Consider the following 25,480-nt stretch of genomic DNA (forward strand, 5'->3'; position numbering starts at 1 on the left):
GACGGCGACTGCTCGTGTGCGCGCGTCTTCCTCCGTAGCAGCACAGTGCCCCGCCCACTCCGCACCTCGCGTCGAGTCAGATCCATTCCTTGGAGAAACATGAACGTGCGACAGGCGCCGGAATTCCCCCAGTGGCCTCAGTATGACGAGGATGAGCGGGAAGGACTCATCCGCGCACTCGAGCAGGGCCAGTGGTGGCGGATGGGCGGAAGCGAAGTCGACTCCTTCGAGCAGGAGTTCGCCGAGCACCACGGCGGCGCCCACGCCCTCGCGGTCACGAACGGAACCCACGCCCTCGAACTCGCCCTGCAGGTCATGGGCGTCGGGCCGGGCACCGAAGTCATCGTCCCGGCCTTCACCTTCATCTCGTCCTCCCAGGCGGCGCAGCGGCTCGGCGCGGTCGCCGTACCGGTTGACGTCGACGAGAACACCTACTCCATCGACGTGGCGGCGGCCGCCGCCGCCGTGACCTCGCGGACCCGGGCGATCATGCCGGTGCACATGGCCGGCTTCCTGGCGGACATGGACGCACTGGCCAAGCTCTCCGCCGACACGGGCGTCCCGCTGCTTCAGGACGCCGCGCACGCCCACGGCGCGCGTTGGCAGGGCAAGCGGGTCGGCGAGCTCGGCTCGGTCGCCGCGTTCAGCTTCCAGAACGGCAAGCTGATGACCGCCGGCGAGGGCGGCGCCGTACTGTTCCCGGACTCGGAGCTGTACGAGACCGCGTTCCTGCGGCACAGCTGCGGACGGCCCCGCACCGACCGCCGGTACCTCCACTCGATCGCCGGCTCCAACCTGCGGCTCAACGAGTTCTCCGCCTCGGTGCTGCGCGCGCAGCTGCGCCGCCTGGACGGGCAGATCGCCACGCGTCACGAGCGCTGGGCCGTGCTGTCCAAGCTGCTCGAGTCGATCGACGGGGTGGTCCCGCAGCGAGGCGACGAGCGCACCGACGTCCCCTCGCACTACATGGCGATGTTCCGGGTGCCCGGCATCGGCGAGGAGAACCGCAACGCTCTCGTCGACCGGCTGGTGGAGGCCGGCCTGCCGGCGTTCGCCGGTTTCCGCGCGATCTACCGCACCGACGCCTTCTGGGAGATCGGCGCACCCGACGCCACCCCGGACGAGCTCGCCGAGCGCTGCCCCAACTCCGAGGCCATCAGCCAGGACTGCATCTGGCTGCACCACCGCACGCTGCTCGCGTCCGAAGAGGACATGCACCGTACGGCCGCGATCATCGCCGACGCTGTGAGCGCCGTATGAGCGTCAGGGTGGCCATCGTCGGGCTCGGCTGGGCGGGGCGTGAGCTGTGGCTCCCCCTGCTGAGCGAGCACGGCGACTTCGAAGTGGTGGCCGTCGCCGACAGCGAACCGGCGGCGCGTGAGGCGTTCGGCGTGGTGGCGGGCATTCCCGTCCACGCGACGGTGGACGCGCTCACCGCCCAGTCGGTCGACCTCGCCGTGGTCGCCGTACCCAACTTCCTGCATGCCGAGGTGGCCGCGGCCCTGCTCGGCAAGGGAATCTCCGTCTTCCTCGAGAAGCCGGTGTGCCTGACCTCCGCCGAGGCCGACATGCTGGCAGCCGCCGAACGCAGCGGCGGTGCCATGCTGCTGGCAGGCAGCGCAGCCCCCTACCGCAGCGATGTGGGAGCCCTGGCGAGCCTGGTGCCCGACCTGGGCCACATCCGGCACGTCGACCTGTCCTGGGTCCGGGCGCGCGGGATTCCCAAGGCCGGCGGCTGGTTCACCCAGCGCAGCAAGGCCGGCGGCGGTGTGCTGTTCGACCTCGGATGGCACCTGCTCGACACGCTCGCCTCCCTGCTCGGTCCGGCCCGCTTCGCAGAGGTCGTCGGCGTGACGGCGAACGACTTCGTCAACGTCGGTTCCTGGAGCGCGGCATGGCGGCACGACCAGCCTGTCGCCGACACCGCCGGTGACGTCGAGGACACCGCCCGGGGCTTCTTCGTCCGCGACGACGGCGTCTCCGTCGCCCTGCACGCCAGCTGGGCGTCGCACGAGGCACGGGACGTGTCCCAGATCCAGGTGGTGGGCAGCGAGGGAACCGCCGAGCTGAGGTGCACCTTCGGCTTCAGCCCCAACCGCCAGCCCCGGTCGGTGCTGACGCTGACCCGTGAAGGCACCACCACGTCGGTCCCGGTGCCGGACGAGCCGATCGGCAACGAGTACCGGCGCCAGCTGTGCCGCCTCGCCGGAGTCCTGGGGGATCCGGGCAACCGCGGCAGGGCCATCGGCGAGGCCCGTACGACGGTCCGCGTCATCGAGGACTTCTACGCGTCGGCCCGCTCCGTGCGCGCCCGGAATGCCGTGCCCGCCTACCGGTAGACGGCGCGGAAGACCAGTGGAACCACGGTTCCAAGACAACGAGCAGACGTACGGGATGGCATGACGTGACAGTTTCAATGGCAGGGACATCAGCGACGGTGACACAGACGCGCCCGTCGGTCAGGCGCGCCGTGATCTTCGACCTGGACGGGGTCATCGTCGACAGCTTCGCGGTGATGGAAGAGGCTTTCGCCATCGCCTACAAGGAGGTCGTGGGGGAGGGCCAGGCGCCGTTCGATGAGTACCGACGCCACCAGGGGCGCTACTTCCCGGACATCATGCGGATCATGAGCCTCCCGCTGGAGATGGAGGAGCCCTTCGTCCGCGAGAGCTACCGGCTCGCGCACCAGGTGCCGGTCTTCGAGGGCATGGCCGAGCTGCTGCTGACCCTGCGGACGCGTGGGTACAAGCTCGCAGTGGCCACCGGCAAGAGCGGGCCGCGGGCGCGGTCCCTGCTCGAACAGCTGGGCCTGCTCCCCTTCTTCGACCACGTGATCGGCTCGGACGAGGTCGCCCACCCGAAGCCCGCCCCGGACATCGTCGTGCGCGCTCTCGAGCTGCTGGGGCTGCCGGCCGAGGAGGCGATCATGATCGGTGACGCACCGACCGACATCGCCAGCGCCCACGGCGCCGGTGTGGCCTCGGCCGCCGCGCTGTGGGCCGAGGTGGACGACGAGGACGCACTGCTGGGCGCTCTGCCGGGCGCCGTCCTGCACCGCCCGGCCGAACTGCTGGCGCTGTGCCCCTCCGTGCCCCGCGGCTGAGGGTCGTCCAAGGGCATGGAGAAGGCACATCACCTCGGTGTCGACATCGGGGGCACCAAGGTCGCCTTCCGGGTGGAGGCCGGCGCGGAGTGCGTCGAGGAGTCCGCCTTCCGGTGGGGCCCGCGGCACAGCGCCGACCGGGACCTCGCCCAACTCGCCCACCATGTGGAGCAACTGCGGGCGAGACTCGGAGTACCGCTCCGCGCGGTGGGCGTCGCGATGCCCGGCACGGTCGACCCGGCCGGCCGGGTCACCGCCTGGCCCAGCCGGCCGGAGTGGAACGGGCTCGACCTGGACGCGTCGCTGCGCGCGCTGTTCCCCGAAGCAGCCGTCGCCTGGGCGGACGACGGCGACCTCGGTGCCCTCGCGGAAGCCCAGGCGTCGGGCTGCGACGACCTGCTCTACCTCGGGGTGGGCACCGGCATCGGCGGCGGCCTCGTCCTGCAAGGGGCGCTGTGCCCCGGGCTCGGCCGCGGCTCCTTCGAGATCGGACACGTGATCGTCGCGATGGGCGGTGCGCAGTGCGTCTGCGGCCGCCGGGGATGCCTCCAGGCGGTCGCCTCCGGACCGGCCACCCTGGGCCGCGCGGCCCTTGTGCGGGGAGCGCCCGTCCCCTTCGAGGAACTGCGGCGGGCGCTGCGCGAAGGGGCGCCGTGGGCGGTCACCGCAGTCGAGGAGACCTCCCGGGCCCTGGCCGCCGCGGTGGCCGACGTCCAGGAACTGGTCCATCCCCGGCTCGCCCTGATCGGCGGCGGCTTCGCGGCCGGCCTCCCCGAGCTCGTCGGGCTGGTGTCCGATCACCTCGCCGAGCTGGCCCGCCCGGGCCAACCCCCGCTGCCGGTGGAGCCGGCAGCGCTGGGGGGCCTTTCCTCGTTGCGCGGCGCGGTGGCGCTCGCCCGCCTGGCCGCGCCCTGACCGCGTACGACCGTCAGCCGGCCCGGTGCGGTGCACCGGCCGGCACCGCGGCGCGCAACTGGTCCCGCAGGTCGTCGACCAGCGCTTCGGTGCCGTCCGGGCCGCTCGCGGCACCGAAGACGTGGTAGTCCGGACGGACGAGCAGCGAACTCGCCCCGAACCGCGCCAGATACGGCCCGTAGACCTCGTCCGTATCCACCACGCCGATCGCATCGGCCGAGCCGTGCCCGTCGGATGCCTGTCCGGGCGGCAGCAGCCGCACCACGTGGGCCCCGAGGCCGGCGAGGAAGGACAGCCGCTCCTCGTCGAGCAGGGTGTGCGGATCGTCGGTGGTCAGCAGGACGAAACCACGGCCGACGACATCGTCGAACAGCCCAACGGAGCCCTGGCGCGCCACGCGTCCCTGCGGTACGACGGCACCCGCGGGCGCCTCGGCCGCCTCCGCTCCGGCCGGCCGGTGCAGCAGCCCGCCCGAGAGCGCCTTCGCCGGCTCCGGCCGCCCCGCCGGCTTGCCGCGCCGGTTGGCCAGCACCGTGGCATCCCGGTCGGCGGCCGCCGCCGGGTCCGTCACACAGATCACCCGGCCCAGCTGGACCGACGCCAGGATCGCCTCCTTGGCCTGCGCCCGGCGTTCCTCCGTGTAGCTGTCCAGTACGGACTCGTCCGCGAGGCCGCGGAGCGTCAGGTCCAGCTTCCACGCCAGGTTGACGGCGTCCCGGATGCCGGAGCACATGCCCTGCCCGGCGAAGGGCGGCATGAGATGGGCCGCGTCTCCGGCCAGCAGGACACGGCCCACGCGCCACTGGTCGGCCCAACGGGCCTGGAAGATGTACGTGGTGCTGCGCAGCAGGGTGGCCGTGTCGGGGGTGACGCCGAACGGCGCCAGCAGCCGCCAGGCCGTCTCGTCCCGGTTGAGCTCGGCGGTGCTCTCGCCGGGCAGGCGCATGAACTCCCAGCGTCGGCGCCCGGGGCCGCTGGCCACCACGGTCGTGGGCCTGGCCGGATCACAGATCTGCACGTTGGTGGGGGTGAACTCGCGCGGCCGGCGCAGTTCGACGTCGCAGAGCAGCCACTCGTAGGAGAACCCGAGGTCCGTCACCGAGACGTCGAGGTGGTCGCGCACGAAACTGTTGGCTCCGTCGCACCCCACGACCCACCGTGCGGAGAGGACGCGTGTCGCGTCGTCGTCGGTGGCCGCCGTCACCTCAACCCGTTCCTCGCCGTCGGCGATCTTCACGACCTCGTGCCCGCGCAGCACCGTGATACCGGGAAGTGCCGCTGCCCTGGCGGCGATCAGCTCCTCCAGGGCCGGCTGGTGCATCGTGTTGGCGTCCGGCCAGCCGTAGGGACCGGCCGTGGTGAACTCGATGTCCAGCAGCGCCGCGCCGGAGGGGGTCTGCCACTGGTAGCCGTTGGCCGGCTCGGTGACCCGGCCCAGATCCGGGCCGATCCCGGTGGCCGCCAGGAGCCGCGCGGTCTCCCCGTCGAAGCTGGTCGCCCGGGGAAGCCGGTACGGCCGGGCGCGGCGCTCGAGTACGGTCACCCGCCAGCCGCGCCGGGCGAGCAGCACCGAGAGTGCGGCACCGATCGGCCCGTTGCCCACGATGACGACGTCGGTGTCCGTCGGATTCGGGTGCGTATCGTGCGTTCGCATGGTTGGCATCGTGCCCCTACTCGCATGCTGTGGGCAGATCAGCGCGCACTTCGAAAAACGGCGTCGAGGAAGACTTCACAGGTCCGCGCTGTTTGAAGGGCTGAATTCCGCCACGCCGGAAAATTGTCAGAATGGTATTCCGGCTTTTTGATGCGTGTCAAGGAGCAGGAAACCCTATCAGGTTGAGGGATGTTCAGGCGGCGATTTCTGCGCTAACCGGGCCCGCTCGGCTCATTCCACCAGCGAGATGGCCCGGCCCGGGCAGACGTAGGACGCCTCACGGGCCTTCTGTGCGAGGAGTTCACTCTCGGGTTCGGCATTCAGCACGATGACCGTGCCGTCATGCTCGCTCTGGTCGAACATTTCAGGCTCGGTGAACACGCATTGACCTGCACCGATGCACTTGTCGACGTCTGCGATGATCTTCATGGTGATTGCCTCCTGCGCGTTCCGGAAACCACAGACTGACACATGTCCGGATGTCTTCGAAGCGGAGCGCAGCATTTTTCGGACGAGCTATCAGATCGAGGGATGTCCGGCCGGTCGCACCTGTCCTACCCTCCTGAACGAAGATACAAGTCTCGGGATCGGCACGGTTCCCGCCATCGATCGTTGGTCGACCCGCGGTGGGGCAGCAGTGTGCCAAGGGTGATTCCTGAAAGGAATTTATTGCCGTGCCTCAGTCAGCGGAGCAATTCGAAAAATGGGTCCGCCGATCTCATCCGGCGCCGAACAGCAAAGTCCGCCTCATGTGCCTGCCGCACGCAGGCGGATCGGCGAGCTTCTATTTCCCCGTGTCCAAGGAGCTCGCGCCTGCGGTGGAGGTGCTGGCGATTCAGTACCCGGGGCGGCAGGACCGACGCCACGAGCCGAACATCCCCAGCATCCCCGACCTGGCGGACCAGATCTTCGCGGCCGTGCGCCACCTCGACGATATGCCCCTGGCGTTGTTCGGGCACAGTATGGGCGCGGTTCTCGCCTACGAGCTCGCGCTGCGCATGCAGGACGCCGGCCTCCCCTCGCCCGTGCGGTTCTTCGCGTCCGGCCGGCGGGCCCCCTCCCGCCACCGCGACGACGTGGTCCACCTGGGGTCGGACGCACAGATGGTGGCCGAGCTCCGCAAGTTGAGCGGAACCGACACGGCCATGCTGGCCGACCCGGAACTGCTGGAAATGATCATGCCGGCCATCCGCAGCGACTACCGTGCTGTCGAGACGTACCAGTACGAACCCGGACGGAAGCTGGACTGCCCGGTGACGGTGCTCACCGGAGACAGCGACCCCCGGGTCTCGATCGACGAAGCGGCGTCCTGGGAAGCGCACACCACCGGGCCGACTGAGCTCCGGGTGTTCCCGGGAGGCCACTTCTTCCTCACCGACCAGAGCGCAGACGTGATCGAACTGCTGACGGAGAGACTGCTCCGCGAGAGCGTCCTGACGCCCGGTTGGCCCGAGCCGAGGTGATGTGAGATGAGCTCCGTACCCGTACCCACCATCGCCCACCACTCGCTGCTGGTGCTCCTTCTCCAGCTGGCGCTCCTCCTTCTCCTGGCCATCACCCTCGGGCAGCTGGCCGCATGGTTCAAGATGCCTGCCATCGTCGGAGAGTTGTTCGCCGGAGTGCTTCTCGGTCCTTCGGTCCTCAGCCACGTGCTGCCCGATTTCGCCGACTGGCTGCTGCCGAAGCAGCCCGGCCAGATGCACCTCCTCGATGCGGTGGGTCAGCTGGGTGTTCTGCTGCTCGTCGGTGTCACCGGCATGGAGCTGAAGTTCGACCTCGTCAAACGGCGCGGGGCCACCGCGATGCGGGTCAGTCTCGCCGGTCTGATCCTGCCCCTGGTTCTCGGCGTCGGCACGGGCCTCCTGCTGCCCGCCTCGCTCCTGCCGGGCGACACCGACCCGACGGTCTTCGCCCTGTTCCTCGGGGTGGCCCTGTGCGTCAGCGCGATCCCGGTGATCGCCAAGACGCTGATGGACATGAACCTCCTCCACCGCGACATCGGACAACTGACGCTCGCCTCCGGTGTGATCGACGACGTCATCGGCTGGTTCCTGCTCTCCATCGTCTCGGCGATGGCAACGGCCGGGCTGACCACCGGGAAGATCGCCACTTCGCTGCTGTACCCCATAGGCGTCGTGCTGTTCGCCGTGCTGGTGGGGCGCCCCGTGGTGAAGATCGCGCTGCGGGCGGCCAACAGGTCCCCGGACGCCGGCCCGACCGTTGCGGTGGCGGCGCTGATCGTCCTGCTGGGCTCGGCGGCGACGCACGCGCTGGGACTGGAGGCGGTCTTCGGCGCCTTCGTGTGCGGCGTGCTGGTCAGCACCTGCGGCGAGCTGGACCGGGAGAAGCTGGCCCCGCTGCGGACGACCGTGCTGGCCTTCCTCGCCCCGATCTACTTCGCCACGGCCGGCCTGCGGATGGACCTGACCGCGCTGACCAGGCCCGCCGTTCTGGCCGCTGCATGCGCGGTGCTCGCCGTCGCCATCCTCGGCAAGTTCGTGGGTGCCTACATCGGCGCGAAGGTGAGCGGGCTCAACCGCTGGGAGGCCCTCGCGCTCGGAGCCGGCATGAACTCCCGCGGGGTGATCGAGGTGATCGTGGCGATGGTCGGGCTGCGGCTCGGCATCCTCGGCCCCGAGACGTACACCATCATCATCCTCGTCGCGATCGTGACCTCGCTCATGGCGCCGCCCATCCTGCGCGCCGCCATGGCCAGGGTCGAGGAGAACGCCGAGACGGAATTGGGTATGGGCGCAGGCAAGCCGCGCGACCTCGCGTCGCAACCGCCCGCCACCGTCTGAGGATTTGTCGTCGCCCTCGAGCGGAGGGCCTGACTGGCACTCGACGAGTGCCAGGAGGAGAGAGGCATGACTTCCAGTTCGCCGCCGCACGCGGCCTCCGCCCCCTCGCGGACAGCTGCGTGCGCGAAGCAGGCGGAGAGGTCCCTCCTGGCACCCGTCGTGTGCACCGAAGGGGACGAGGGATGACCGGGATGGCCGGCGGTACGGGCAAGGGACAGTTGCTGGCCATCAGCGACCTCCACCTCAGCCACGCCGAGAACCGTGCCCTGGTCGAGCGGATGAGACCCGGCTCGGAGGACGACTGGCTGCTGGTCGCCGGGGACGTGTCGGAGAACGTGGCTGACATCCGCTGGTGCCTGAAAACCCTCGCGAGCCGTTTCCGCAAGGTCGTCTGGGTCCCGGGCAACCACGAGCTGTGGACCCACCCGAGCGACACCCTCACCCTGCGCGGTGTCGCCCGGTACGAGTACCTGGTCGAGCTGTGCCGCGAACTGGGCGTCACCACGCCCGAGGACCCCTACCCGATCTGGGAGGGGCCGGACGGCCCCGTGGCCGTGGCGCCGCTGTTCCTGCTGTACGACTACTCCTTCCTGCCGGCCGATTGCACCACCAAGGAGGAGGGGCTGGCCTACGCGCACAGCACCGGAGTCATCTGCAACGACGAGTACGTCCTGCACCCCGACCCCTACCCGAGCCGCGAGGCCTGGTGCCGGGCCCGGGTCGCCGAGACCGAGCGCAGGCTCGCCGAACTCCCCGACGGCCTGCCCACCGTCCTCGTCAACCACTACCCGCTCGACCGGCACCCGACGGACGTCCTGTGGTACCCGGAGTTCGCCATGTGGTGCGGCACCCGGCTGACCGCCGACTGGCACCGCAGGTTCAACGTGGCCGCCATGGTCTACGGCCATCTCCACATCCCGCGGACCACGTACCACGAGGGAGTCCGCTTCGAAGAGGTGTCCGTGGGATATCCCCGCGAGTGGCGCACGCGCCAGGATCCACCGGGAAGGCTGCGCCGGATACTGCCCGTTGAGGCCGGGTGACCGGGTGACCGGGTGAGCACCGCCGGACGTCAGCCGACCTGTGCGAGCTCAGGAGCCGGACTCGAAATACGGCTCCACGTCCGCGTCAGTTCCACACGAGAAGCCACGTTCATCTTGCGGAAGATCTTCTTCAGATGGAACGCCACGGTGTGACCGGAGATGAACAGGTGCTCGCCGACCTGGGAGTTGGTGAACCCCTGGCTCACCAACTCGGCCACCGCAGCCTCGGTGACGGTGAGAGAGCCGGCGCTCACACCGTCCTGGCCGGCGTACTGCGGATAGCGGCCGCGTCGCACACCGAGCGAGCGGAGCTTGCTCACGACCCTGCGGGCATCTCGCGGGGCCGCGGAATGCGCATACCCCTCCACCGCCCGTTCGAGGATCTCGACGGCCCGATCCCGCTCATGGTCCAGTTCGGACAGGAGAGTCCCGGCATCTTCGTAGGCGGACGCGCCGGCCCACAGGTCCAGATGCGATTCGGCCGCAGCGATGACCCGTTCGGGATTCTCTTCGAGCAGCCCGTCGGCGTGTACCGCTGCCGCTTCTATCGACCGGAGCCCGCAGTTGCGCGCGGCGAGTCCGGAAGCCTCGCAGGCCACCCGCGCGGCGAGGGATTCGTCGCCCAGCTTCCTCGCGGTCCGCACGAGCCAGGCGGCAGCGGCCGGCTGCGAGGCCAGGAGCTCCAGGATGAGCTGGTCGTCCGTGATGATGCCCGCGATGAGATGAGCAGCACTCTTCGCGCCACCCTGCACTTCCAGGAACTGGGCCGCGGCCCAGGCGCACTGACTGGGCCTGTCGACCGTCCGGCCGAGAAGGGCGTCCTGCCGCAGCTGATCGACGAAGTCCAGGCTCACGCTCATGTTGCCCTGCCGGAGAGCGCTCAGCGCCAACATGGTGTGCGCGTCCGGAAGCAGGGAGTTGAGGTCGGCCTGCTGCGCCCTGTGGACGCCCCGGCCCGCCAGATCGGCAGCGGAGTCGACATCTCCCCGGGTGAACGCGAGTTCTGCCGAACAGATCAGCGCAGCCGCCACCAGTCCGCCGGTTTCCGCAGCGCGGGCCGTCAGCTCCTCCACGCCGGCGAGTACACGCGCCCCGGAGGCGAGTTCGCGGACCCGGACGAGCAGTACGGAATGCCAGACCATGGCCGGCCCCACGCAATTGCCCGCGCATTCAGGGTTGATCCGGGCGGCTGCGCCCGCCAGGCGAATTGCCTCGACGAGTTCGCCGCGCGACCAGGCGGAAAACGAGAGCTCGGACAACCTGACCGTCTCGCAGGAGTTGCCGTCGCAGGTGCGCATGACGGAAAATACCGGGGGCGTCTGCAGGCGAATCAGAGAGTCGAGCATCACATCTCCTGTCATCGGATCATCAGTCGCGCCGCTTCGTCCGAGTGGTGGCGGTGGACGTGCCAGTCATGATTCAGCACCGGGCTCCACAGGGCCGGGGTGTTCCAGCCGGGCTCAAGTGCAGATCAAGACAGCTGCCGGAAGGGCGAAGTTCGCTTCGCGAGGGCCGGGCAGCCTCGCCGAACGGGAGGCTGCCGCCCACCACGGGGTCTCGCGTCCGCCGCCCGCCGGATCGCCCTCGCACCGGACACGCGCGGCATCGAGCCGGTCCCCAGCGGTCCTCTTGCCGAGGCCCTCGGCGAGGGCCGGCCCGGTGGGCGCCAGGTGGAAGCACGGCCCGCCAGGACGACGATCACGTGGCTGCCCGACGGACTATCAATTCTGATGATGGCGCACCGAGAAGGGCGTCGACAGTATGGAGGTGTTCCGGAACTCTCCGGTGGAATGAATAACGAGGTGTCCCCTTGAGTGTCGTTCTTCTCTTGAACGGTCCCAACCTGGGCATTCTGGGGCGACGCGAGCCGGAGATATACGGCACGGATACGCTCGCCGACATCGAAGCGGCGGTCGCCCGGGAAGTGAGCGTCAAGGGGTGGGAGGTTCGCTCCGTCCAGCACGATTCGGAAGGCGACCTCGTCGGCGCCATTCACAGGCATTCCGGCACCACGGTCGGGGCGATCGTCAATCCCGGTGCCCTGATGATTGCCGGATGGAGTCTGCGTGACGCGCTGGCGAGCTATTCACCGCCGTGGGTCGAGGTGCACCTCAGCAACGTGTGGGCCCGCGAACAGTTCCGGCACGAGTCAGTGATCGCCCCCCTGGCGAGCGGTGTCGTGGTCGGCCTGGGTGCTTTCGGCTACCGCCTGGCCGCCCAGGCGCTGATGCACCTGTCCGAGGCCAAGCCCTCGTAGCCATCACGGCGAGGGCCGGCGAGGACCGCCGGTCAGTGGCCGTTGCCGGGACGCGACTCCAGGAGGGTGAACACCGCGCCCTCCGGATCCGTGACCGTGGCCACCCTGCCGGCCAGCCCCTCACGGGGCGGCTGGACGACGCGTCCGCCGAGCCGGTGGACCCGGGCCGTGGCCGTGTCGGCGTCCTCGACCTCGAAGTACGTCATCCAGTGCGGGCCCCGGTCGTGCGGGAGCGAGCGCCCGACCCCGTGCACGGCGGCGACCGGGCGCCCGTCCAGCAGCAGCGTCACGTAGTCGAAGTCGGCGGAGGCCGTGCCGTGCGTCTCGGCCTCGTGGCCGAAGACGTGCTCGTAGAACTTGCCGACGGTCGACGTGTCCTGCGTGACCAGCTCGCTCCAGACCGGCGTGCCGGGGACCCCGGGCTGCTGGGTCCCGATCTGCTCCTCGGCCTGCCAGAGGCCGAAGATCGCCCCCAGCGGGTCGGAGCAGATCGCCAGGCGTCCCGCGGCCCCCGCGTCCAGCGGGCCCACCGCCACCGTGCCGCCGCAGGAGCGGATCGTCTCGGCCGTCGAGTCCGCGTCGTCGGTGGCGAAGTACGTCGTCCAGGCCACCGGAAGATGCCGGTCCGGCGGCATCTCCCCGATACCGGCCACCTCCTGGCCGTCGAGCAGGGCGCGGACGTACGGGCCGAAGGGCTGGGGGCCGGGCTCGTACTCCCAGCCGAACAGGTCGGTGTAGAAGGCCTCGGTGGTCCCGAGGCCGTGCACCATCAGACTCGACCAGCACGGTGTGCCGGGCGGGCGCCGCGTTGCTTCCGGTGCCTCGGTCATGTCAGCCGTCTCCTCCGTCGTCGCTCATCCCGGACCAGATGCTTCCACTCCGGCGTGTCCGGCGCGCCCCGACCGGCCGGGTTTCGCCGGAGCGGGGAGAGATGACCGAATCGGTGCGGCCTGTCGATGTCGGGCTTGTTACACGGGCTGTGGAGCGGAGAGGAAGATGGGCCGCATGACTGCGAACTCTGCACCCTCTGTGATCGTTTCCGTCCCCGAACTGATGGCCGAGTCGGCTCGGTCCCGGCCGCCGGTGCTGCTGGACGTCCGCTGGCAGCTGGGCGGCCCGAACCTGCGGTCCGAGTACGAGGCCGGGCACCTGCCGGGCGCGGTGTACGTGGACCTCGACCGCGAACTGGCAGGTCCGGCGGGGGCGGGCGGCCGGCACCCACTGCCGCAGCCGGAGGAGTTCGGGGCGGTGATGCGCAGGGCCGGGGTCTTGGCCGACATGCCGGTGGTCGTGTACGACGGGGGTCAGGGGTGGGCCGCCGCCCGGGCGTGGTGGCTGTTGCGCTGGACGGGTCATACGGACGTGCGGGTACTGGACGGGGGACTGGCCGCGTGGACGGCGGCGGGCGGGCCGGTGACGGCTGACGCGGTGACCGTCGAGGAGGGCGATTTCAAGCCAAACCTGGGGGCGGTGGGGCTGCTGGACGCGGACGCCGCGGCGGCGCTCGCGCGCAGCGGGATCCTGCTGGACGCGCGGGCGGGGGAGCGGTACCGGGGCGAGGTCGAGCCGATCGACCCGGTCGGCGGGCACATTCCGGGGGCGGTGTCGGCGCCGACGGCGGAAAACGTGGGCTCGGACGGGCGGTTCCTCGCGGCGGACGCGCTGCGGGCGAGGTTCGCCGGGCTGGGTGTCACGGGCGCGGCGCCGGTCGGGGTGTACTGCGGCTCGGGCGTCTCGGGGGCGCACGAGGTGCTGGCGCTCGCGGTCGCGGGGGTTCCGGCCGCCCTGTACGCGGGCAGCTGGTCGGAATGGTCCGCGGACCCGACCCGCCCGGTGGCCACGGGCCCGGACCCGCAGTAGCCACTCCAGCCCCGCCGGCAATATGCAGCCCCGCCGGCGTTTGCGGCGTGAGGGCACCCCCGGACGGAGTCTGGCGGAGGGCCTGGGGCGGAGCCCCGGGAAGCCGGGCGCAGCCCGACCCCGCTCGCGCAGCGCCGGCGCGGCCGAGCGGGGGTGGCTACTCCTGTTTCTTGCGGCGGGTGCCGAAGACGATCTCGTCCCAGCTCGGGACCGCCGCGCGGCGGCCCGGGCGGACGCCGTCGGCTTCCGCCTGGCGGTCCGTGGTGCCCGTCAGGCGGTCGCGGTGGCCCGCCACCGTGCGCGGCATCAGGACGTCCGCGTACGCGGCACCCGCACCGGTGCTCGCCGACGCCGCCGGGGGCTCCTCCGCCTCCGGCTCCTCCGCCGGGGGCTCGGCGCGTTCCGGGACCACCAGGTCGCCGCGGAAGCTCGGTACCGCTTCCAGCAGGCTCGTCAGCGTGTCCCGTTCCTCCTCCGGCTCCGGAGCCGGGGCGACAGGCCGCTCCAGCTGCCGGTCGAGCGCGCGGTCCAGCGGCCGGTCCCGCGGCAGCCGCGCGATCCTCGGCACGAACGGAAAGCTCGGCTCCGGGGTCGCCGGCAGGTCGTCCGCCTCGCCGATCAGGGAGCGGGCCTCGTCGTCCACGGCCACGACCAGCCGGCGCGGCGGGTCGTACGTCCAGCTGGCCGAGTGCGGTTCGCCCGCGACCCGGTAGACCAGCAGGACCTCCCAGGTGCCGTCGTCACGGCGCCAGGAGTCCCACTGGACGGACTCCTTCTCGGCGCCGCGCAGCGTGAGCCGCTCCTGCACGGCCTCGCCGAGCTGGGGTCCGGTGTTCTCGCCGGGACGGCGTACGGGGGTCTTGCGGGCCCGCTCCGCCATGAACGCGCGCTCGGCCAGCACCGGGCCCTCGAAGCGGCGTACGCGGTCGACGGGGATGCCGGCGAGTTGAGCGACCTCCTCAGCGGAGGCGCCGGCCCGTATGCGGGCCTGGATGTCGCGGGGGCGGAGGTGGCTCTCCACCTCGATCTCGATCTGGTTCAGGCGCGCGCGGTCGTTGCGCACGGCAGCCCGCAGCCGCTCGTCGATCGGAAGCGTGTACTCCGTGCTGTCCGCAGCCTTGAGCACCAGTCGTGTGCCGTCATTTGAGACGGCCACGACACGCAGTTCGGGCATGGGGACCTCCCGGGTGGTGCCTGCCGACGTCACGTGCGTCGCTGCTTCCGCTAGTCGAGTGTGGCCTGCCCGGGTGCAGCCTGCCACAACCTTGCCGAGTTCAACCGGCGTGTCGGGCATGCGCCCTTGATCGCCGTTATGGCACGGTTACCTGTTGGGCACACACAGTGACCGAACGGTTACTGTGCGCAGCAGGAATCCGTGCAATGCCGCGGGATCACCGGTCTTGAGTGCCGTTTCTCCATCAGTCGGCCCCCTCTCCCGAGTCCGGACATCCGTAAGGAAGGACGGCCCCAGGGCTCGCCACAGTACTCCATTCGGGCCACCTGGGTGGACCGCCGCGCCGCCGAACTTGTCGCGGACGGCGGGAGTTGGGCTGCCCTGAATCGGGCCGGACCTGCGACCGCGCCCGTTTTCGGGTGTCTTGCTTCACAGAATCCCCAGAAGCGGAACCATCCGTTTCGATCGGCGGTCAGTAACTGCTGAGAGCGGTGAAGCGCGAGAGGTCGCGAGAGGCAGCACACACAGGGGATGAGGATGGGTCGGAAGGCCGCGTCGGAAGTCGGACCGGGGTCCGGGACGGACGGGACGGGCGGGACGGAGGGGACGGGCGGGACGGAGGGGACGGGCGGGACGGAGAAGAAGAAGCTCGATCTGAGCGTGGCCCAGATCGCGGGCTCCTCCCTCGCCACCGTCGCGGCGGCCCTGCTCGCCTCGAAGCTCGGCGTCTACGGGACCATCCTCGGCGCCGGCGTGGTGAGCGTGGTCGCCACCGCCGGCAGCCCCGTCATCCAGCACCTCTTCAACCGCACCGGCGACCGGCTGCGCGAGAGCGCCCGCCCTGGGGGGTGTCGTCAGGTCCCGCTGCCCCGTGGGGAGAATGCGGCCGACGGCACCCTGCTGCTCCGTGCGGTCCCGCCCTCCGAGGAGTTCGGCGAGGCCACCGTGCACGGCACCCGCGTACGGGGCTGGAAGCGCACGGCGGTGGCCTCGGGTGCGGCCTTCGCCATCGCGCTCGGCGGCCTCGGCGCGTACGAGGCGTTCTCCGGTACGGCGATCAGCCAGGGCGGCGGAACCATCTGGTCCGGCGGCACGCGCAAGGTGAACGACGAACGGCCCGCCGGCCCCGGGAAGGAACCCGGCACCGGCGGGAAGGGCGGCGGAACCCCGGAGTCCGGGACCTCCCCGGGCCCTTCGGCTCCGCACGGCGGCCGGGGCCCGGGCACGAGCCCCAGCTCCGAGCCGTCGTCCCCGGACTCCCCGGACTCGGGCTCCGGGAGCCCGGCGCCGAGTCCGAGCCCGCCGACGCCGAGCCCGAAGCCCACCCCGGCCCCGACGCCCACACCCACTCCGAGCGGAAAGGGGCAGCAGGACTCCCCCTGAGCGCTGGGCGGGTTACTCGCCCAGCACCCGCCGCAGGTAGTCGTTGCCGAACAGCCGCTCCGGGTCCAGCCGGTCCCGCAGGGCGGTGAACTCGCCGAAGCGCGGGTAGACCCGGGCGAAGTACTCCGCGTCCCGCGTGTGCACCTTGCCCCAGTGCGGCCGTCCGCCGTGCGCGGTGAAGATCCGTTCGGCGGCCGTGAAGTAGGCCTGGTACGGCGTGCCCTTGTACATGTGCACCGCGATGTACGCGGTCTCCCGCCCCGAGGCGGTCGACAGCGCGATGTCGTCCGCCGGGGCCGTGCGCACCTCCACCGGGAAGCTGATCCGCAGCCCGGAGCGGTCGACCGTCGTCTTGAGCTCCCGCAGCGCCTCGACGACCTGCTCGCGCGGGAGTGCGTACTCCATCTCCACGAAGCGCACCCGGCGCGGGCTGGTGAACACCTTGTACGGGATGTCCGTGTAGGTGCGCGCGGACAGGGCGCGGCTCGCGATCCGGGCGATGGAGGGGATGGCCGCCGGGACCGCGCGGCCCAGCGAGTTGACGGCCTGGAAGACGCCGTTGGACAGCAGTTCGTCCTCGACCCAGGCGCTCACCGCTCCGGGCGGGGCGGCGGGGCCCTGGCTGCGGTTGTTGCGCTTGGTGTTGCAGTTGCCGGTGTGCGGGAACCAGTAGAACTCGAAGTGCTCGTTCTCCGCGAAGTGCTGATCGAACTCGGCGGTCACCCGGTCGAAGCCCATGGGCTCTTCACGGGCGGTCAGGAAGAAGATCGGCTCCACCGCGAAGGTGATCGCGGTGACGATGCCGAGGGCTCCGATGCCGATCCGGGCGGCCGCGAAGACCTCCGGATTCTCCTTCTCGGAGCAGGTCACCAGCCGCCCGTCCGCCGTGACCAGCTCCAGGCCGCGGATCTGGGCGGCGATGGAGGCGGAGTCCCGGCCGGTGCCGTGGGTTCCGGTGCTGGTGGCGCCGGAGACCGTCTGCTCCATGATGTCGCCCATGTTCGTGAGCGACAGGCCCTCCCGGGCCAGGGCCTGGTTGAGGTCCTTGAGCACCGTGCCCGCGGCCACCGTCACGGTGCCGGCGGCCCGGTCGATCTCCCGGATCCCGGCCAGCGCCTGCGGGCGTACGAGCACCCCGTCGGTGGCGGCGGCCGCGGTGAAGGAGTGGCCGGTGCCGACCGCCTTCACCTTCAGTCCGTCCTCGGCGGCCCGGCGGACCGCCTCCTGAAGCTCCCCGACCGAGGCCGGGGTCACCACCCGGGCGGGTGCCGCCGTGACGTTGCCCGCCCAGTTATGCCACGCGCCCGCTGTCGCCGGCCCGTTCTTCCCTGCTGCTGTCGCCGTCCCCATCGCTAGAGGGCTCCTCCCCTTGCGCCGGCCTCGTCAGCCGGCGGTAACCCGCGAACGCCACCGCCGCCGCGGCGGTCCCCGCCGAGACCGAGACGACGAACCCGCGCTGGGCCCCGGCCGCGTCGATGACCAGACCGGTCACGGAGGAGCCGACCGCGATACCGACGGCGAGGCCGGTGGTGATCCACGTCATGCCCTCGGTGAGCTTCGCGCGTGGTACGTGCGCCTCGATCAGGGCCATCGTGGTGATCATCGTGGGAGCGATGGCGAGGCCCGAGACGAAGAGCGCCACGGCCAGAAACGGAAGGTTCCCGGCCAGTAGGAGGGGGATCATACTCACGGCCATCGCACAGATGCCCAGTACCCACCTGCGTTCGGTCCGGCCCTTGAGATGGAGCAGGCCGAAGACGATGCCGGCCAGACAGGATCCGGCCGCCCAGATGGCCAGGATGAAACTTGCGGCGGACTTCTGGCCCTGCTCCTCGGCGAAGGCCAGGGTGGACACGTCGATGGATCCGAAGATCGCGCCGGTCGCCACGAACGTGGCCGTCAGCACCTGCAGGCCGGGGGAGCGCAGGGCGGAGGTCCGGTCGCCGTCCTGGCTGCGCGGATGCGGCGCCGGCTCGGTGGAGCGCTGCGCGGTGAGCAGCCAGACGCCGACGAGCAGGCAGCCGGCCGCGATCACCGGCCCGGCTTCCGGGAACCAGGTGGTGGACAGTCCGATGGCCAGGATCGGGCCGAAGATGAAGCAGACCTCGTCCACCACGGACTCGAAGGAGTACGCGGTGTGCAGCTCGCGCGGCGCGTCGTGGTAGAGCACGGTCCAGCGGGCGCGGATCATCGAGCCGACGCTCGGCACGCAGCCCGCGACGGCCGCGAAGACGAAGAGGGTCCAGTCGGGGAGTCCGTTCGCCGCGGCCAGCACCAGGGCGATGACGGAGGCGACGGAGATCAGGGTGGCGGGGCGCAACACCCGCCGCTGCCCGTACTGGTCCACCAGCCGGGACACCTGCGGGCCGATGAAAGCGGCGGCCATGGCCAGGGTGCCGGTGAGGGCGCTGGCCATCGCGTAGCGCCCGGTGATCTCGGAGATCATCGTGAGGATGCCGACGCCCACCATGGATATCGGCAGCCGGCCTATGAGGCCGGCGGCGCTGAACGCCTTGGTGCCGGGCGCCGCGAAGATCGCGCGGTAGGGACTGGGCAAGGTCTCTCCGTAAGGGACGTCATTGGCCCATACAGGTTACGACCGCCGACAGGGCACCCGCACGGGGAAGATTCGAACATTGGAACTTAGGGTCACCTTACCTATGTCGCGATACGGGACGCGTGGCCGGGCCGTTTCCCCGGCGCGGACGCCGGGTGGCAGGATTCGAGCCATGTCAGACCAGCTCCGCGCCGCCGCCTCGCCATCGGCCGAAGGCCTCGCCGGCCCCTACGACGCCCTCCTGCTGCTCTCCTTCGGAGGCCCCGAGGGGCCCGACGACGTCGTGCCGTTCCTGGAGAACGTCACGCGCGGGCGCGGCATCCCGCGCGAGCGGCTCAAGGAGGTCGGGCAGCACTACTTCGGCTTCGGCGGGGTCAGCCCGATCAACGGGCAGAACCGCGAGCTACTGGACGCGTTGCGCAAGGACTTCGCCGACCACGGACTGGACCTGCCCGTGTACTGGGGCAACCGGAACTGGGCCCCGTACCTCACCGACGTGATGCGGGAGATGGCCGCCGACGGGCGCCGCCGGATCGCGGTGCTCGCGACCAGCGCGTACGCCTCGTACTCGGGTTGCCGCCAGTACCGCGAGAACCTCGCGGACGCGCTGGCGGCGCTGGCCGAGGAGGGCGTCGCCGAGCTGCCGAGGGTCGACAAGCTGCGGCACTACTTCAACCACCCCGGTTTCGTGCAGCCGATGATCGACGGGGTGCTCGCCGCGCTGGAGTCGCTGCCGCAGGAGGTGCGCGCCGGCGCGCACCTGGCCTTCACCACGCATTCGATCCCCACCGCGGCCGCCGACACGTCCGGCCCGGTCGAGGAGCACACCGCCGACGGCGCGGGCGGGGCCTACGTCAGGCAGCACCTGGACGTCGCACAGGTGATCGCGGACGCGGTGCGGGCCGAGACGGGCACGGAGCTGTCCTGGGAGCTCGTCTACCAGTCGCGCAGCGGCGCCCCGCACATCCCGTGGCTGGAGCCGGACATCTGCGACCACCTGGAGGCCCTGCACGGCGCCGGGGCGCCCGCGGTGGTCATGGTCCCGATCGGGTTCGTCTCGGACCACATGGAGGTCCTTTACGACCTCGACACGGAGGCCACGGCGAAGGCGGCGGAGCTCGGGCTCCCGGTCGCCCGGTCGGCGACGGTCGGGGCCGACCCGCGGTTCGCGGCGGCGGTCCGGGAACTGGTGCTGGAGCGCGCCGCGGCGGAGCGGGGCGAGCCGGTGGAGCGGTGCGCGCTCGGGCTGCTCGGGCCCAGCCACGATCTGTGCGCGGTGGGCTGCTGCCCGGCGCGCGGGCCCCGGCCGGCGGCCGCGGGCGTCGACAGCCCGTACGTCTAGGAAAGGGCGAGCGTGATCTCCGAAGAGCTGAAGGCCGAACTGCTGGACGTGGGCCTGGACGCCGCCCGGCAGGCCGGGGAGCTGCTGCGCGACGGCCGGCCGGCCGATCTCGCGGTGGCGGCGACGAAGAGCAGCCCGATCGACGTGGTGACCGAGATGGACATCGCGGCGGAGAAGCTGATCACCGGCGTCCTCGCGCGGCGGCGGCCCGAGGACGGGCTGCTGGGCGAGGAGGGCGCGGACAGCCCCGGGACGAGCGGCGTGCGGTGGGTCGTGGACCCGCTGGACGGCACCGTCAACTACCTGTACGGGCTGCCGAGCTGGAGCGTGTCGATCGCCGCCGAGTACGAGGGCGCGACCGTCGTCGGGGTCGTGGCGGCCCCGATGCGGGGCGAGACGTACCACGCGGTGCTCGGGGGCGGGGCCTGGCTGGGGGAGGCCCGCCTCGCGTGCCGGGCGGCCGCCCCGCTGGACCAGGCGCTGGTCGCGACGGGGTTCGCGTACCTCCAGGTGCGCAAGGAGCAGCAGGCGGACGTCGCGCAGCGGGTGATCCCGAAGGTACGGGACATCCGGCGGGGCGGATCGGCTGCGCTGGACCTCAGCGACGTGGCCGCCGGGCGGCTGGACGCGTACTACGAGCGGGGTCTGAACCCCTGGGACCTGGCCGCGGGCGAGCTGATCGCCCGGGAGGCCGGGGCGCTCACGGGCGGGCGGCCCGGCCGGCCGGCCTCGGGGGAGCTGGCGCTCGCCGCCACCCCGGCGGTGTTCGCGTCGCTGCAGCCCCTGCTGGAAGAGGCCGGGGCCTGGCACGACTGAGGGCGGTGGCCCCGGCCCGGCCGCCGCGGCGCCCGTACGGCCGGGCCCGGGCATGAGGGAACCCCGGCTGCCGCACGCGGTCGCCGGGGCTCGGGTCGGACTGGCGGGGTCAGGGAGATAGGTCAGCAGGCGGAGACGGGGACTCCGTGTTCGGCTGCGAGGCGCTGGAGATCTTCCAGTTCCGCCTGCTCCACTTCCACGAGGAAGTCGTCGCCCGTCTCACGGGCCTGATTGAGGTCCGACTGCGTGGCCCGGATGCGCTGCAGGAGACCCGCGGTGAATGCGTCCATGGTGGGTTCGCCCCCTCTTCGTGGGTCGGCGGCGGCACGTGGCAGTCCGCCGTCAGGGAGTGGTTGGGGTGTGCTGACGTCCTCCCCGGCACCCTGGGCCCAGAAACCTCGAGAGGCGAGGGAATCCACACTTCCGGCCCGGGCAGGCCCCCGAGGGACGCCTTACAGCCGGTTTACGGCTGAAACGTGCAGGATGGACGACGCAATACACGTGTGCCCTCAGGGCCCGATGGAAGGAAACGACGTGCGCGTACTCGTCGTCGAGGACGAGCAGCTGCTCGCCGATGCGGTGGCCACCGGGCTGCGCCGGGAGGCCATGGCCGTGGACGTCGTGTACGACGGCGCCGCGGCCCTGGAGCGCGTCGGGGTGAACGACTACGACGTGGTCGTGCTCGACCGGGACCTCCCGCTCGTGCACGGTGACGACGTCTGCCGGAAGATCGTCGAGCTCGGCATGCCCACCCGCGTGCTGATGCTGACGGCGTCCGGTGACGTGAGCGACCGGGTGGAGGGCCTGGAGCTGGGCGCGGACGACTACCTGCCCAAGCCCTTCGCGTTCAGCGAGCTGACCGCCCGCGTGCGCGCCCTGGGGCGGCGCACCACCGTGGCCCTGCCCCCCGTACTGGAGCGGGCCGGCATCAAGCTGGACCCGAACCGGCGGGAGGTGTTCCGTGAGGGCAGGGAGGTACAGCTGGCGCCCAAGGAGTTCGCGGTGCTGGAGGTTCTCATGCGGAGCGAAGGGACCGTCGTCTCCGCCGAGCAGCTGCTGGAGAAGGCATGGGACGAGAACACCGACCCCTTCACGAACGTGGTGCGGGTGACGGTCATGACCCTGCGGCGCAAGCTCGGGGAGCCGCCGGTCATCGTGACCGTGCCTGGCTCCGGATACCGGATCTGACGCGGGTGGCGGCGACCCCGGCACCACCGACGGTGCCGCCGAGACCGACCTGGGACCCCGGCCAGCCCGAGGGTCCCTTCCCTTGGCTGCGACCGACCATCCGCATACGCCTCACGCTGCTGTACGGCGGGATGTTCCTGATCGCCGGCATCCTGCTGCTGTCGATCATCTACCTGCTGGCGGCGCAGGCGCTGCGCGAGGGCAACGGACTGCCGTTCAAGATCGTGGGCGGTACGGACATCCAGGTCACCAGCACCTGTCCCGGCGTGGTCGGCAAGCCCCAGATGTACGACGAGTTCAACGCCGCGATCAACACCTGCATCCTGGAGCAGCGCAGGCACGCCCTGGACGACCTGCTCAGCCGGTCGCTGATGGCCCTGCTCGGCCTCAGCATCATCGCGTTCGCCTTCGGCTACGCCATGGCCGGCCGGGTGCTCATGCCGCTCGGCAAGATCACCCGGACCGCCCGCCGGGTGGTCGGCTCCGACCTGACGCGGCGGATCGAGCTGGACGGGCCGGACGACGAGCTCAAGGAGCTCGCGGACACCTTCGACGAGATGCTCGACCGGCTGGAGCGGGCCTTCACGGCCCAGCAGCGGTTCGTCGCGAACGCCTCGCACGAGTTGCGCACCCCGCTGGCGATCAACCGGACGCTGCTGGAGGTGCACCTGTCGGATCCGGGTGCGCCGGTGGAGCTCCAGCAGCTGGGCAAGACGCTGCTGGCCACCAACGAGCGCAGCGAACAGCTCGTCGAGGGCCTGTTGCTGCTGGCGCGCAGCGACAACCAGATAGTCGAGCGCAAGCCCGTGGACCTGGCGGAGGTCGCCTCGCGCGCCATCGACCAGGCGCGCGGGGAGGCGGCGGTGAAGGGCGTGGAGATCCGCGGCGAGCGGGCGCTCGCCGTGGTCCAGGGCAACGGCGTCCTGCTGGAGCGGATCGCGCTCAACCTGGTACAGAACGCCGTCCGGTACAACGTGCCGGAGGACGGCTGGGTCGAGGTCACCACCGAGTCCCAGCACGGCCAGGCGGTCCTCGTGGTCTCGAACACAGGTCCCGTGGTTCCCGCGTACGAGGTGGACAACCTCTTCGAGCCCTTCAGACGGCTGCGTACGGAGCGCACGGGCAGTGACAAGGGTGTGGGGCTCGGCCTGTCGATCGCGCGCTCTGTGGCGCGCGCACACGGCGGACGGATCTCCGCGACGCCGCGCGAGGGCGGTGGCCTCGTGATGCGTGTCACTTTGCCCCTCTGAGCCCCCTCATCATTTGTTCGCTGTTGGCTGAATGATCGAAGGATGGGAGGGTGGTGGCTGTGTGATCGATCACATTGTCGAGTGTTGGGTCATGTGCGTTCAGTGACCCCGAAGGGGGCCGGAAAGCCCGGGAAGTCCGGGTTTCCCGCCCCTCGAACGGCGGGAAATACACGGGGTGGCGTTTGTGCAAGACGGCCCCCGGACCGTGTACGGTCCCGGTCGTCATCCCAGCCAATCGCTCCTTCAGGTGTGCGGCTGGGTGTCGATTGAGTAACAGACCTTGATGTGAGGCAAAATCTCCGCCTCAGGTCGGGCACAAGTCCGGCCTCTCGCGCGTTACGTGCGCTGAGACACCGCTAAATCCCAGAGGGGGAGAGCGAAAAATGGCAACGGACTACGACACCCCACGCAAGACCGACGACGACGTCGACAACGACAGCATTGAAGAGCTGAAGGCCCGGCGTAACGAGAAGTCGTCTTCGAACGTCGACGTCGACGACTTCGACGCGGCGGAGGGCATGGAGCTCCCCGGCGCGGACCTCTCCAACGAGGAACTGGCCGTCCGGGTGCTGCCCAAGCAGGCCGATGAGTTCACCTGCATGAGCTGCTTCCTGGTGCACCACCGCAGCCAGCTGGCACGAGAGAAGAACGGTCAGCCGATCTGCCGCGACTGCGACTGAGAGGCGTCGGCCGTGACCGGCTCGACACCGTTTCGGAAGCGGCGCTTCCGGAAAGCTGGTGATCCGGCGGAGACGCAGGCGGGAGCCACGGGCCCGGAAACGGGCCCAGGAGCCCCCGGCGTACCCGCCGTGTCTTCAGGCACCGCCGCGGCGGTGCCGTCGGCCACAGAGTCCGACGAGGCGGCCCGGCGCAGGTCCGGGGCTCGTCGGCTGCAAGCGGTCAAGAGTGGTGTGCGCAAGGGCGGCGAACATGCCAGGGCCGCCGTCCTGCACATCGCGGACCGCGTCATCGAGAACGCACCGCGCGTTCCGGTTCGGGACCTCGCGACCCTGCGCGCGCAGTTCCCGGGCCTCGGTCCCGATCAGCTTGCCGACAAGCTGATCGCGGGCGCCTCGTACGGAACCTCCACCGTCGGCGCGGGCATCGGAGCCGCGGCCATGCTGCCGGTGCCGCCCGCCATGCCGGCCGAGCTGGCCGCGGAGGTCACCGGGGTCGCACTGATCGAGCTGAAGCTCATCGCGGAGCTCCACGAGGTGTACGGCCTGCGGGCCCCCGGCAACCTCAAGGACCGCAGCCTCGCCTACCTGACGTCGTGGACGGAGGAGCGCGGGGTGGACCTGACGAAGCCGACGACGCTGAACATCGCGCTCGGCGGGCAGATGAAGCGCGAACTGCGCCAACAGATCATGAAGCGGACGTTCCGCAACCTGCCGATGCTGCTGCCGTTCATGGTGGGCGCCGCCGTCGGCGCGGTCATGAACCGCCGGGACACCCGCAAACTCGCCGAGAAGGTCCGTGCCGACCTGCGGAGCCGGGCCGTGGCGTGGGACTCGCTGCCGCAGCTCCCGCCCCTTGAGCAGCCCTCCGAGCCCCTTCCCGAGGCTGCCAGGGCCGCACTGGAAGGTCCGGCCGGCGACCCGCCCCCGGTCTGACCCGCGGTGCGGCCTCCTGCCCGGCCTCCGGTCCCCGGCCGATCAGCCCTTGGCCGACCGGATCGCCGAGGCCAGGGCCTGCGGCTCGCGGGTGGAGACGTACGCGTACGGGGTCGGGTCCTCGGGATCGGTGATCGGGATGCGCACCGCCGTCGGGACGTAGCTGCGCAGCAGCATGAAGGCGCGGGTGTCCGCCTTGTACGTGCGCCAGGCGCGCGCCTCCTCCGGCTCCAGCACCTCGGGCTCGCCCAGGGCCGCCACCGGGATCCGCGCCTCACCGGCGGCCAGCGCACCGTTCACCACGCGCACGCGCGCGGAGCCGTAGGAACTCACCAGCATCCCCGCCAGCGCGGTGCCCCCGACCAGCCCGGCCAGCAGCGGCAGCGTGCCCAGCGGCAGCAGCATCAACGCGCACGCGAGGCCGATGAGTACGGCGATGGCCCACCACGAGCGGGGGGCGGTCAGACGTTCGTCGTGGTGCGCGGGGGAGAGCTGCATGGCAACAAGCCTGCCACGAGGCGACC

The 25,480-nt window shown here is 71.0% G+C and carries 25 protein-coding genes; 16 read left to right on the forward strand and 9 right to left on the reverse strand.

Annotated features, from left to right (window positions below):
• Positions 1 to 99: 99 nt before the first annotated feature.
• The 4 genes from rifK to AB0M76_RS19645 all read left to right on the forward strand — a co-directional run bounded on the left by rifK (position 100) and on the right by AB0M76_RS19645 (position 4,018).
• Positions 100 to 1,260 carry a 3-amino-5-hydroxybenzoate synthase gene (rifK, locus tag AB0M76_RS19630; protein ID WP_365954034.1) on the forward strand — a complete coding sequence of 387 codons (1,161 nt, stop codon included), beginning with the start codon at positions 100 to 102 and terminating at the stop codon, positions 1,258 to 1,260.
• Entirely contained in the window at positions 1,257 to 2,339 is a 1,083-nt protein-coding gene (locus tag AB0M76_RS19635; RefSeq protein ID WP_365954035.1) for a Gfo/Idh/MocA family oxidoreductase, read from the forward strand. The genes rifK and AB0M76_RS19635 overlap by 4 nt, the downstream gene beginning before the upstream one ends.
• Before the next feature lie 98 nt (positions 2,340 to 2,437).
• Entirely contained in the window at positions 2,438 to 3,103 is a 666-nt protein-coding gene (locus AB0M76_RS19640) for an HAD-IA family hydrolase (protein ID WP_365954036.1), read from the forward strand.
• 15 nt (positions 3,104 to 3,118) lie between these two features.
• Positions 3,119 to 4,018 (forward strand): ROK family protein, encoded by a 900-nt coding sequence (locus AB0M76_RS19645; protein ID WP_365954037.1) that lies wholly within the window; start codon positions 3,119 to 3,121, stop codon positions 4,016 to 4,018.
• Between the two features lie 13 nt (positions 4,019 to 4,031).
• Here the strand turns inward: AB0M76_RS19645 and AB0M76_RS19650 are convergent, their stop codons facing one another.
• Together AB0M76_RS19650 and AB0M76_RS19655 are read right to left on the reverse strand one after the other, a co-directional pair.
• Positions 4,032 to 5,672: a bifunctional 3-(3-hydroxy-phenyl)propionate/3-hydroxycinnamic acid hydroxylase gene (locus AB0M76_RS19650; RefSeq protein WP_365954038.1), complete on the reverse strand. Its 1,641-nt coding sequence runs from the start codon at positions 5,670 to 5,672 to the stop codon at positions 4,032 to 4,034.
• 231 nt (positions 5,673 to 5,903) lie between these two features.
• Complete coding sequence (locus tag AB0M76_RS19655; RefSeq protein WP_365954039.1) at positions 5,904 to 6,101, reverse strand: ferredoxin; 198 nt, start codon at positions 6,099 to 6,101, stop codon at positions 5,904 to 5,906.
• A gap of 320 nt (positions 6,102 to 6,421) precedes the next feature.
• Here AB0M76_RS19655 and AB0M76_RS19660 point away from each other — a divergent pair, with 320 nt between their 5' ends.
• The 3 genes from AB0M76_RS19660 (at position 6,422) to AB0M76_RS19670 (ending at position 9,516) form a co-directional block, all read left to right on the forward strand.
• Positions 6,422 to 7,135 (forward strand): alpha/beta fold hydrolase, encoded by a 714-nt coding sequence (locus tag AB0M76_RS19660; RefSeq protein WP_365954040.1) that lies wholly within the window; start codon positions 6,422 to 6,424, stop codon positions 7,133 to 7,135.
• A 6-nt stretch (positions 7,136 to 7,141) separates the two neighbouring features.
• Complete coding sequence (locus AB0M76_RS19665) at positions 7,142 to 8,473, forward strand: cation:proton antiporter (protein WP_365954042.1); 1,332 nt, start codon at positions 7,142 to 7,144, stop codon at positions 8,471 to 8,473.
• A 182-nt stretch (positions 8,474 to 8,655) separates the two neighbouring features.
• Positions 8,656 to 9,516 carry a metallophosphoesterase gene (locus AB0M76_RS19670; protein WP_365954043.1) on the forward strand — a complete coding sequence of 287 codons (861 nt, stop codon included), beginning with the start codon at positions 8,656 to 8,658 and terminating at the stop codon, positions 9,514 to 9,516.
• Between the two features lie 29 nt (positions 9,517 to 9,545).
• Here the strand turns inward: AB0M76_RS19670 and AB0M76_RS19675 are convergent, their stop codons facing one another.
• Positions 9,546 to 10,862 (reverse strand): LuxR C-terminal-related transcriptional regulator, encoded by a 1,317-nt coding sequence (locus tag AB0M76_RS19675; RefSeq protein ID WP_365954044.1) that lies wholly within the window; start codon positions 10,860 to 10,862, stop codon positions 9,546 to 9,548.
• 464 nt (positions 10,863 to 11,326) lie between these two features.
• Here AB0M76_RS19675 and AB0M76_RS19680 point away from each other — a divergent pair, with 464 nt between their 5' ends.
• A complete protein-coding gene (locus AB0M76_RS19680) occupies positions 11,327 to 11,773 on the forward strand; it encodes a type II 3-dehydroquinate dehydratase (RefSeq protein ID WP_365954045.1) in 447 nt (148 codons plus the stop codon).
• A 32-nt stretch (positions 11,774 to 11,805) separates the two neighbouring features.
• Here AB0M76_RS19680 and AB0M76_RS19685 read toward each other — a convergent pair whose 3' ends face one another.
• Positions 11,806 to 12,603: a VOC family protein gene (locus AB0M76_RS19685; protein ID WP_365954047.1), complete on the reverse strand. Its 798-nt coding sequence runs from the start codon at positions 12,601 to 12,603 to the stop codon at positions 11,806 to 11,808.
• A gap of 175 nt (positions 12,604 to 12,778) precedes the next feature.
• Between AB0M76_RS19685 and AB0M76_RS19690 the strand changes: the two genes are divergently transcribed.
• Complete coding sequence (locus tag AB0M76_RS19690) at positions 12,779 to 13,633, forward strand: sulfurtransferase (RefSeq protein ID WP_365954048.1); 855 nt, start codon at positions 12,779 to 12,781, stop codon at positions 13,631 to 13,633.
• A gap of 157 nt (positions 13,634 to 13,790) precedes the next feature.
• Here AB0M76_RS19690 and sepH read toward each other — a convergent pair whose 3' ends face one another.
• Positions 13,791 to 14,807 (reverse strand): septation protein SepH, encoded by a 1,017-nt coding sequence (gene sepH, locus AB0M76_RS19695; RefSeq protein WP_365954049.1) that lies wholly within the window; start codon positions 14,805 to 14,807, stop codon positions 13,791 to 13,793.
• Positions 14,808 to 15,338: 531 nt separating this feature from the next.
• On the opposite strand from sepH, the gene AB0M76_RS19700 reads away from it, so the two are divergent.
• On the forward strand, positions 15,339 to 16,190 hold the full coding sequence (locus AB0M76_RS19700) for a hypothetical protein (protein WP_365954050.1): 852 nt from the start codon (positions 15,339 to 15,341) through the stop codon (positions 16,188 to 16,190).
• A gap of 12 nt (positions 16,191 to 16,202) precedes the next feature.
• Here AB0M76_RS19700 and AB0M76_RS19705 read toward each other — a convergent pair whose 3' ends face one another.
• Both AB0M76_RS19705 and AB0M76_RS19710 read right to left on the reverse strand, forming a co-directional pair.
• A complete protein-coding gene (locus AB0M76_RS19705) occupies positions 16,203 to 17,540 on the reverse strand; it encodes a D-arabinono-1,4-lactone oxidase (protein ID WP_365954051.1) in 1,338 nt (445 codons plus the stop codon).
• Positions 17,482 to 18,747: an MFS transporter gene (locus AB0M76_RS19710; protein ID WP_365954052.1), complete on the reverse strand. Its 1,266-nt coding sequence runs from the start codon at positions 18,745 to 18,747 to the stop codon at positions 17,482 to 17,484. Before AB0M76_RS19710 ends, AB0M76_RS19705 begins: the two co-directional genes overlap by 59 nt.
• Positions 18,748 to 18,919: 172 nt before the next feature.
• Between AB0M76_RS19710 and AB0M76_RS19715 the strand changes: the two genes are divergently transcribed.
• Positions 18,920 to 20,089 carry a ferrochelatase gene (locus AB0M76_RS19715; protein WP_365954053.1) on the forward strand — a complete coding sequence of 390 codons (1,170 nt, stop codon included), beginning with the start codon at positions 18,920 to 18,922 and terminating at the stop codon, positions 20,087 to 20,089.
• A 15-nt stretch (positions 20,090 to 20,104) separates the two neighbouring features.
• Positions 20,105 to 20,905, forward strand: a complete 801-nt coding sequence (locus tag AB0M76_RS19720; RefSeq protein ID WP_365954157.1) for an inositol monophosphatase family protein — start codon at positions 20,105 to 20,107, stop codon at positions 20,903 to 20,905.
• Positions 20,906 to 21,027: 122 nt separating this feature from the next.
• On the opposite strand, the gene AB0M76_RS19725 is transcribed toward AB0M76_RS19720, so the two are convergent.
• Entirely contained in the window at positions 21,028 to 21,195 is a 168-nt protein-coding gene (locus AB0M76_RS19725) for a hypothetical protein (protein WP_199920421.1), read from the reverse strand.
• Between the two features lie 244 nt (positions 21,196 to 21,439).
• On the opposite strand from AB0M76_RS19725, the gene AB0M76_RS19730 reads away from it, so the two are divergent.
• The 4 genes from AB0M76_RS19730 (at position 21,440) to AB0M76_RS19745 (ending at position 24,956) form a co-directional block, all read left to right on the forward strand.
• Entirely contained in the window at positions 21,440 to 22,093 is a 654-nt protein-coding gene (locus AB0M76_RS19730) for a response regulator transcription factor (RefSeq protein WP_030154340.1), read from the forward strand.
• Positions 22,094 to 22,098: 5 nt separating this feature from the next.
• On the forward strand, positions 22,099 to 23,343 hold the full coding sequence (locus tag AB0M76_RS19735) for a HAMP domain-containing sensor histidine kinase (protein WP_266662868.1): 1,245 nt from the start codon (positions 22,099 to 22,101) through the stop codon (positions 23,341 to 23,343).
• Between the two features lie 383 nt (positions 23,344 to 23,726).
• The gene (locus tag AB0M76_RS19740; protein WP_053676268.1) at positions 23,727 to 24,023 is read left to right on the forward strand and encodes a DUF4193 domain-containing protein; all 297 of its coding nucleotides are present in this window, start codon (positions 23,727 to 23,729) and stop codon (positions 24,021 to 24,023) included.
• A gap of 12 nt (positions 24,024 to 24,035) precedes the next feature.
• The gene (locus tag AB0M76_RS19745) at positions 24,036 to 24,956 is read left to right on the forward strand and encodes a hypothetical protein (RefSeq protein WP_365954054.1); all 921 of its coding nucleotides are present in this window, start codon (positions 24,036 to 24,038) and stop codon (positions 24,954 to 24,956) included.
• A 42-nt stretch (positions 24,957 to 24,998) separates the two neighbouring features.
• Here AB0M76_RS19745 and AB0M76_RS19750 read toward each other — a convergent pair whose 3' ends face one another.
• Positions 24,999 to 25,454: a DUF3093 domain-containing protein gene (locus tag AB0M76_RS19750; RefSeq protein ID WP_030293855.1), complete on the reverse strand. Its 456-nt coding sequence runs from the start codon at positions 25,452 to 25,454 to the stop codon at positions 24,999 to 25,001.
• Positions 25,455 to 25,480 lie beyond the last annotated feature (26 nt).

It is taken from the genome of Streptomyces sp. NPDC051364 (genome assembly GCF_040682115.1).
In the GTDB taxonomy this organism is placed as follows: domain Bacteria; phylum Actinomycetota; class Actinomycetes; order Streptomycetales; family Streptomycetaceae; genus Streptomyces.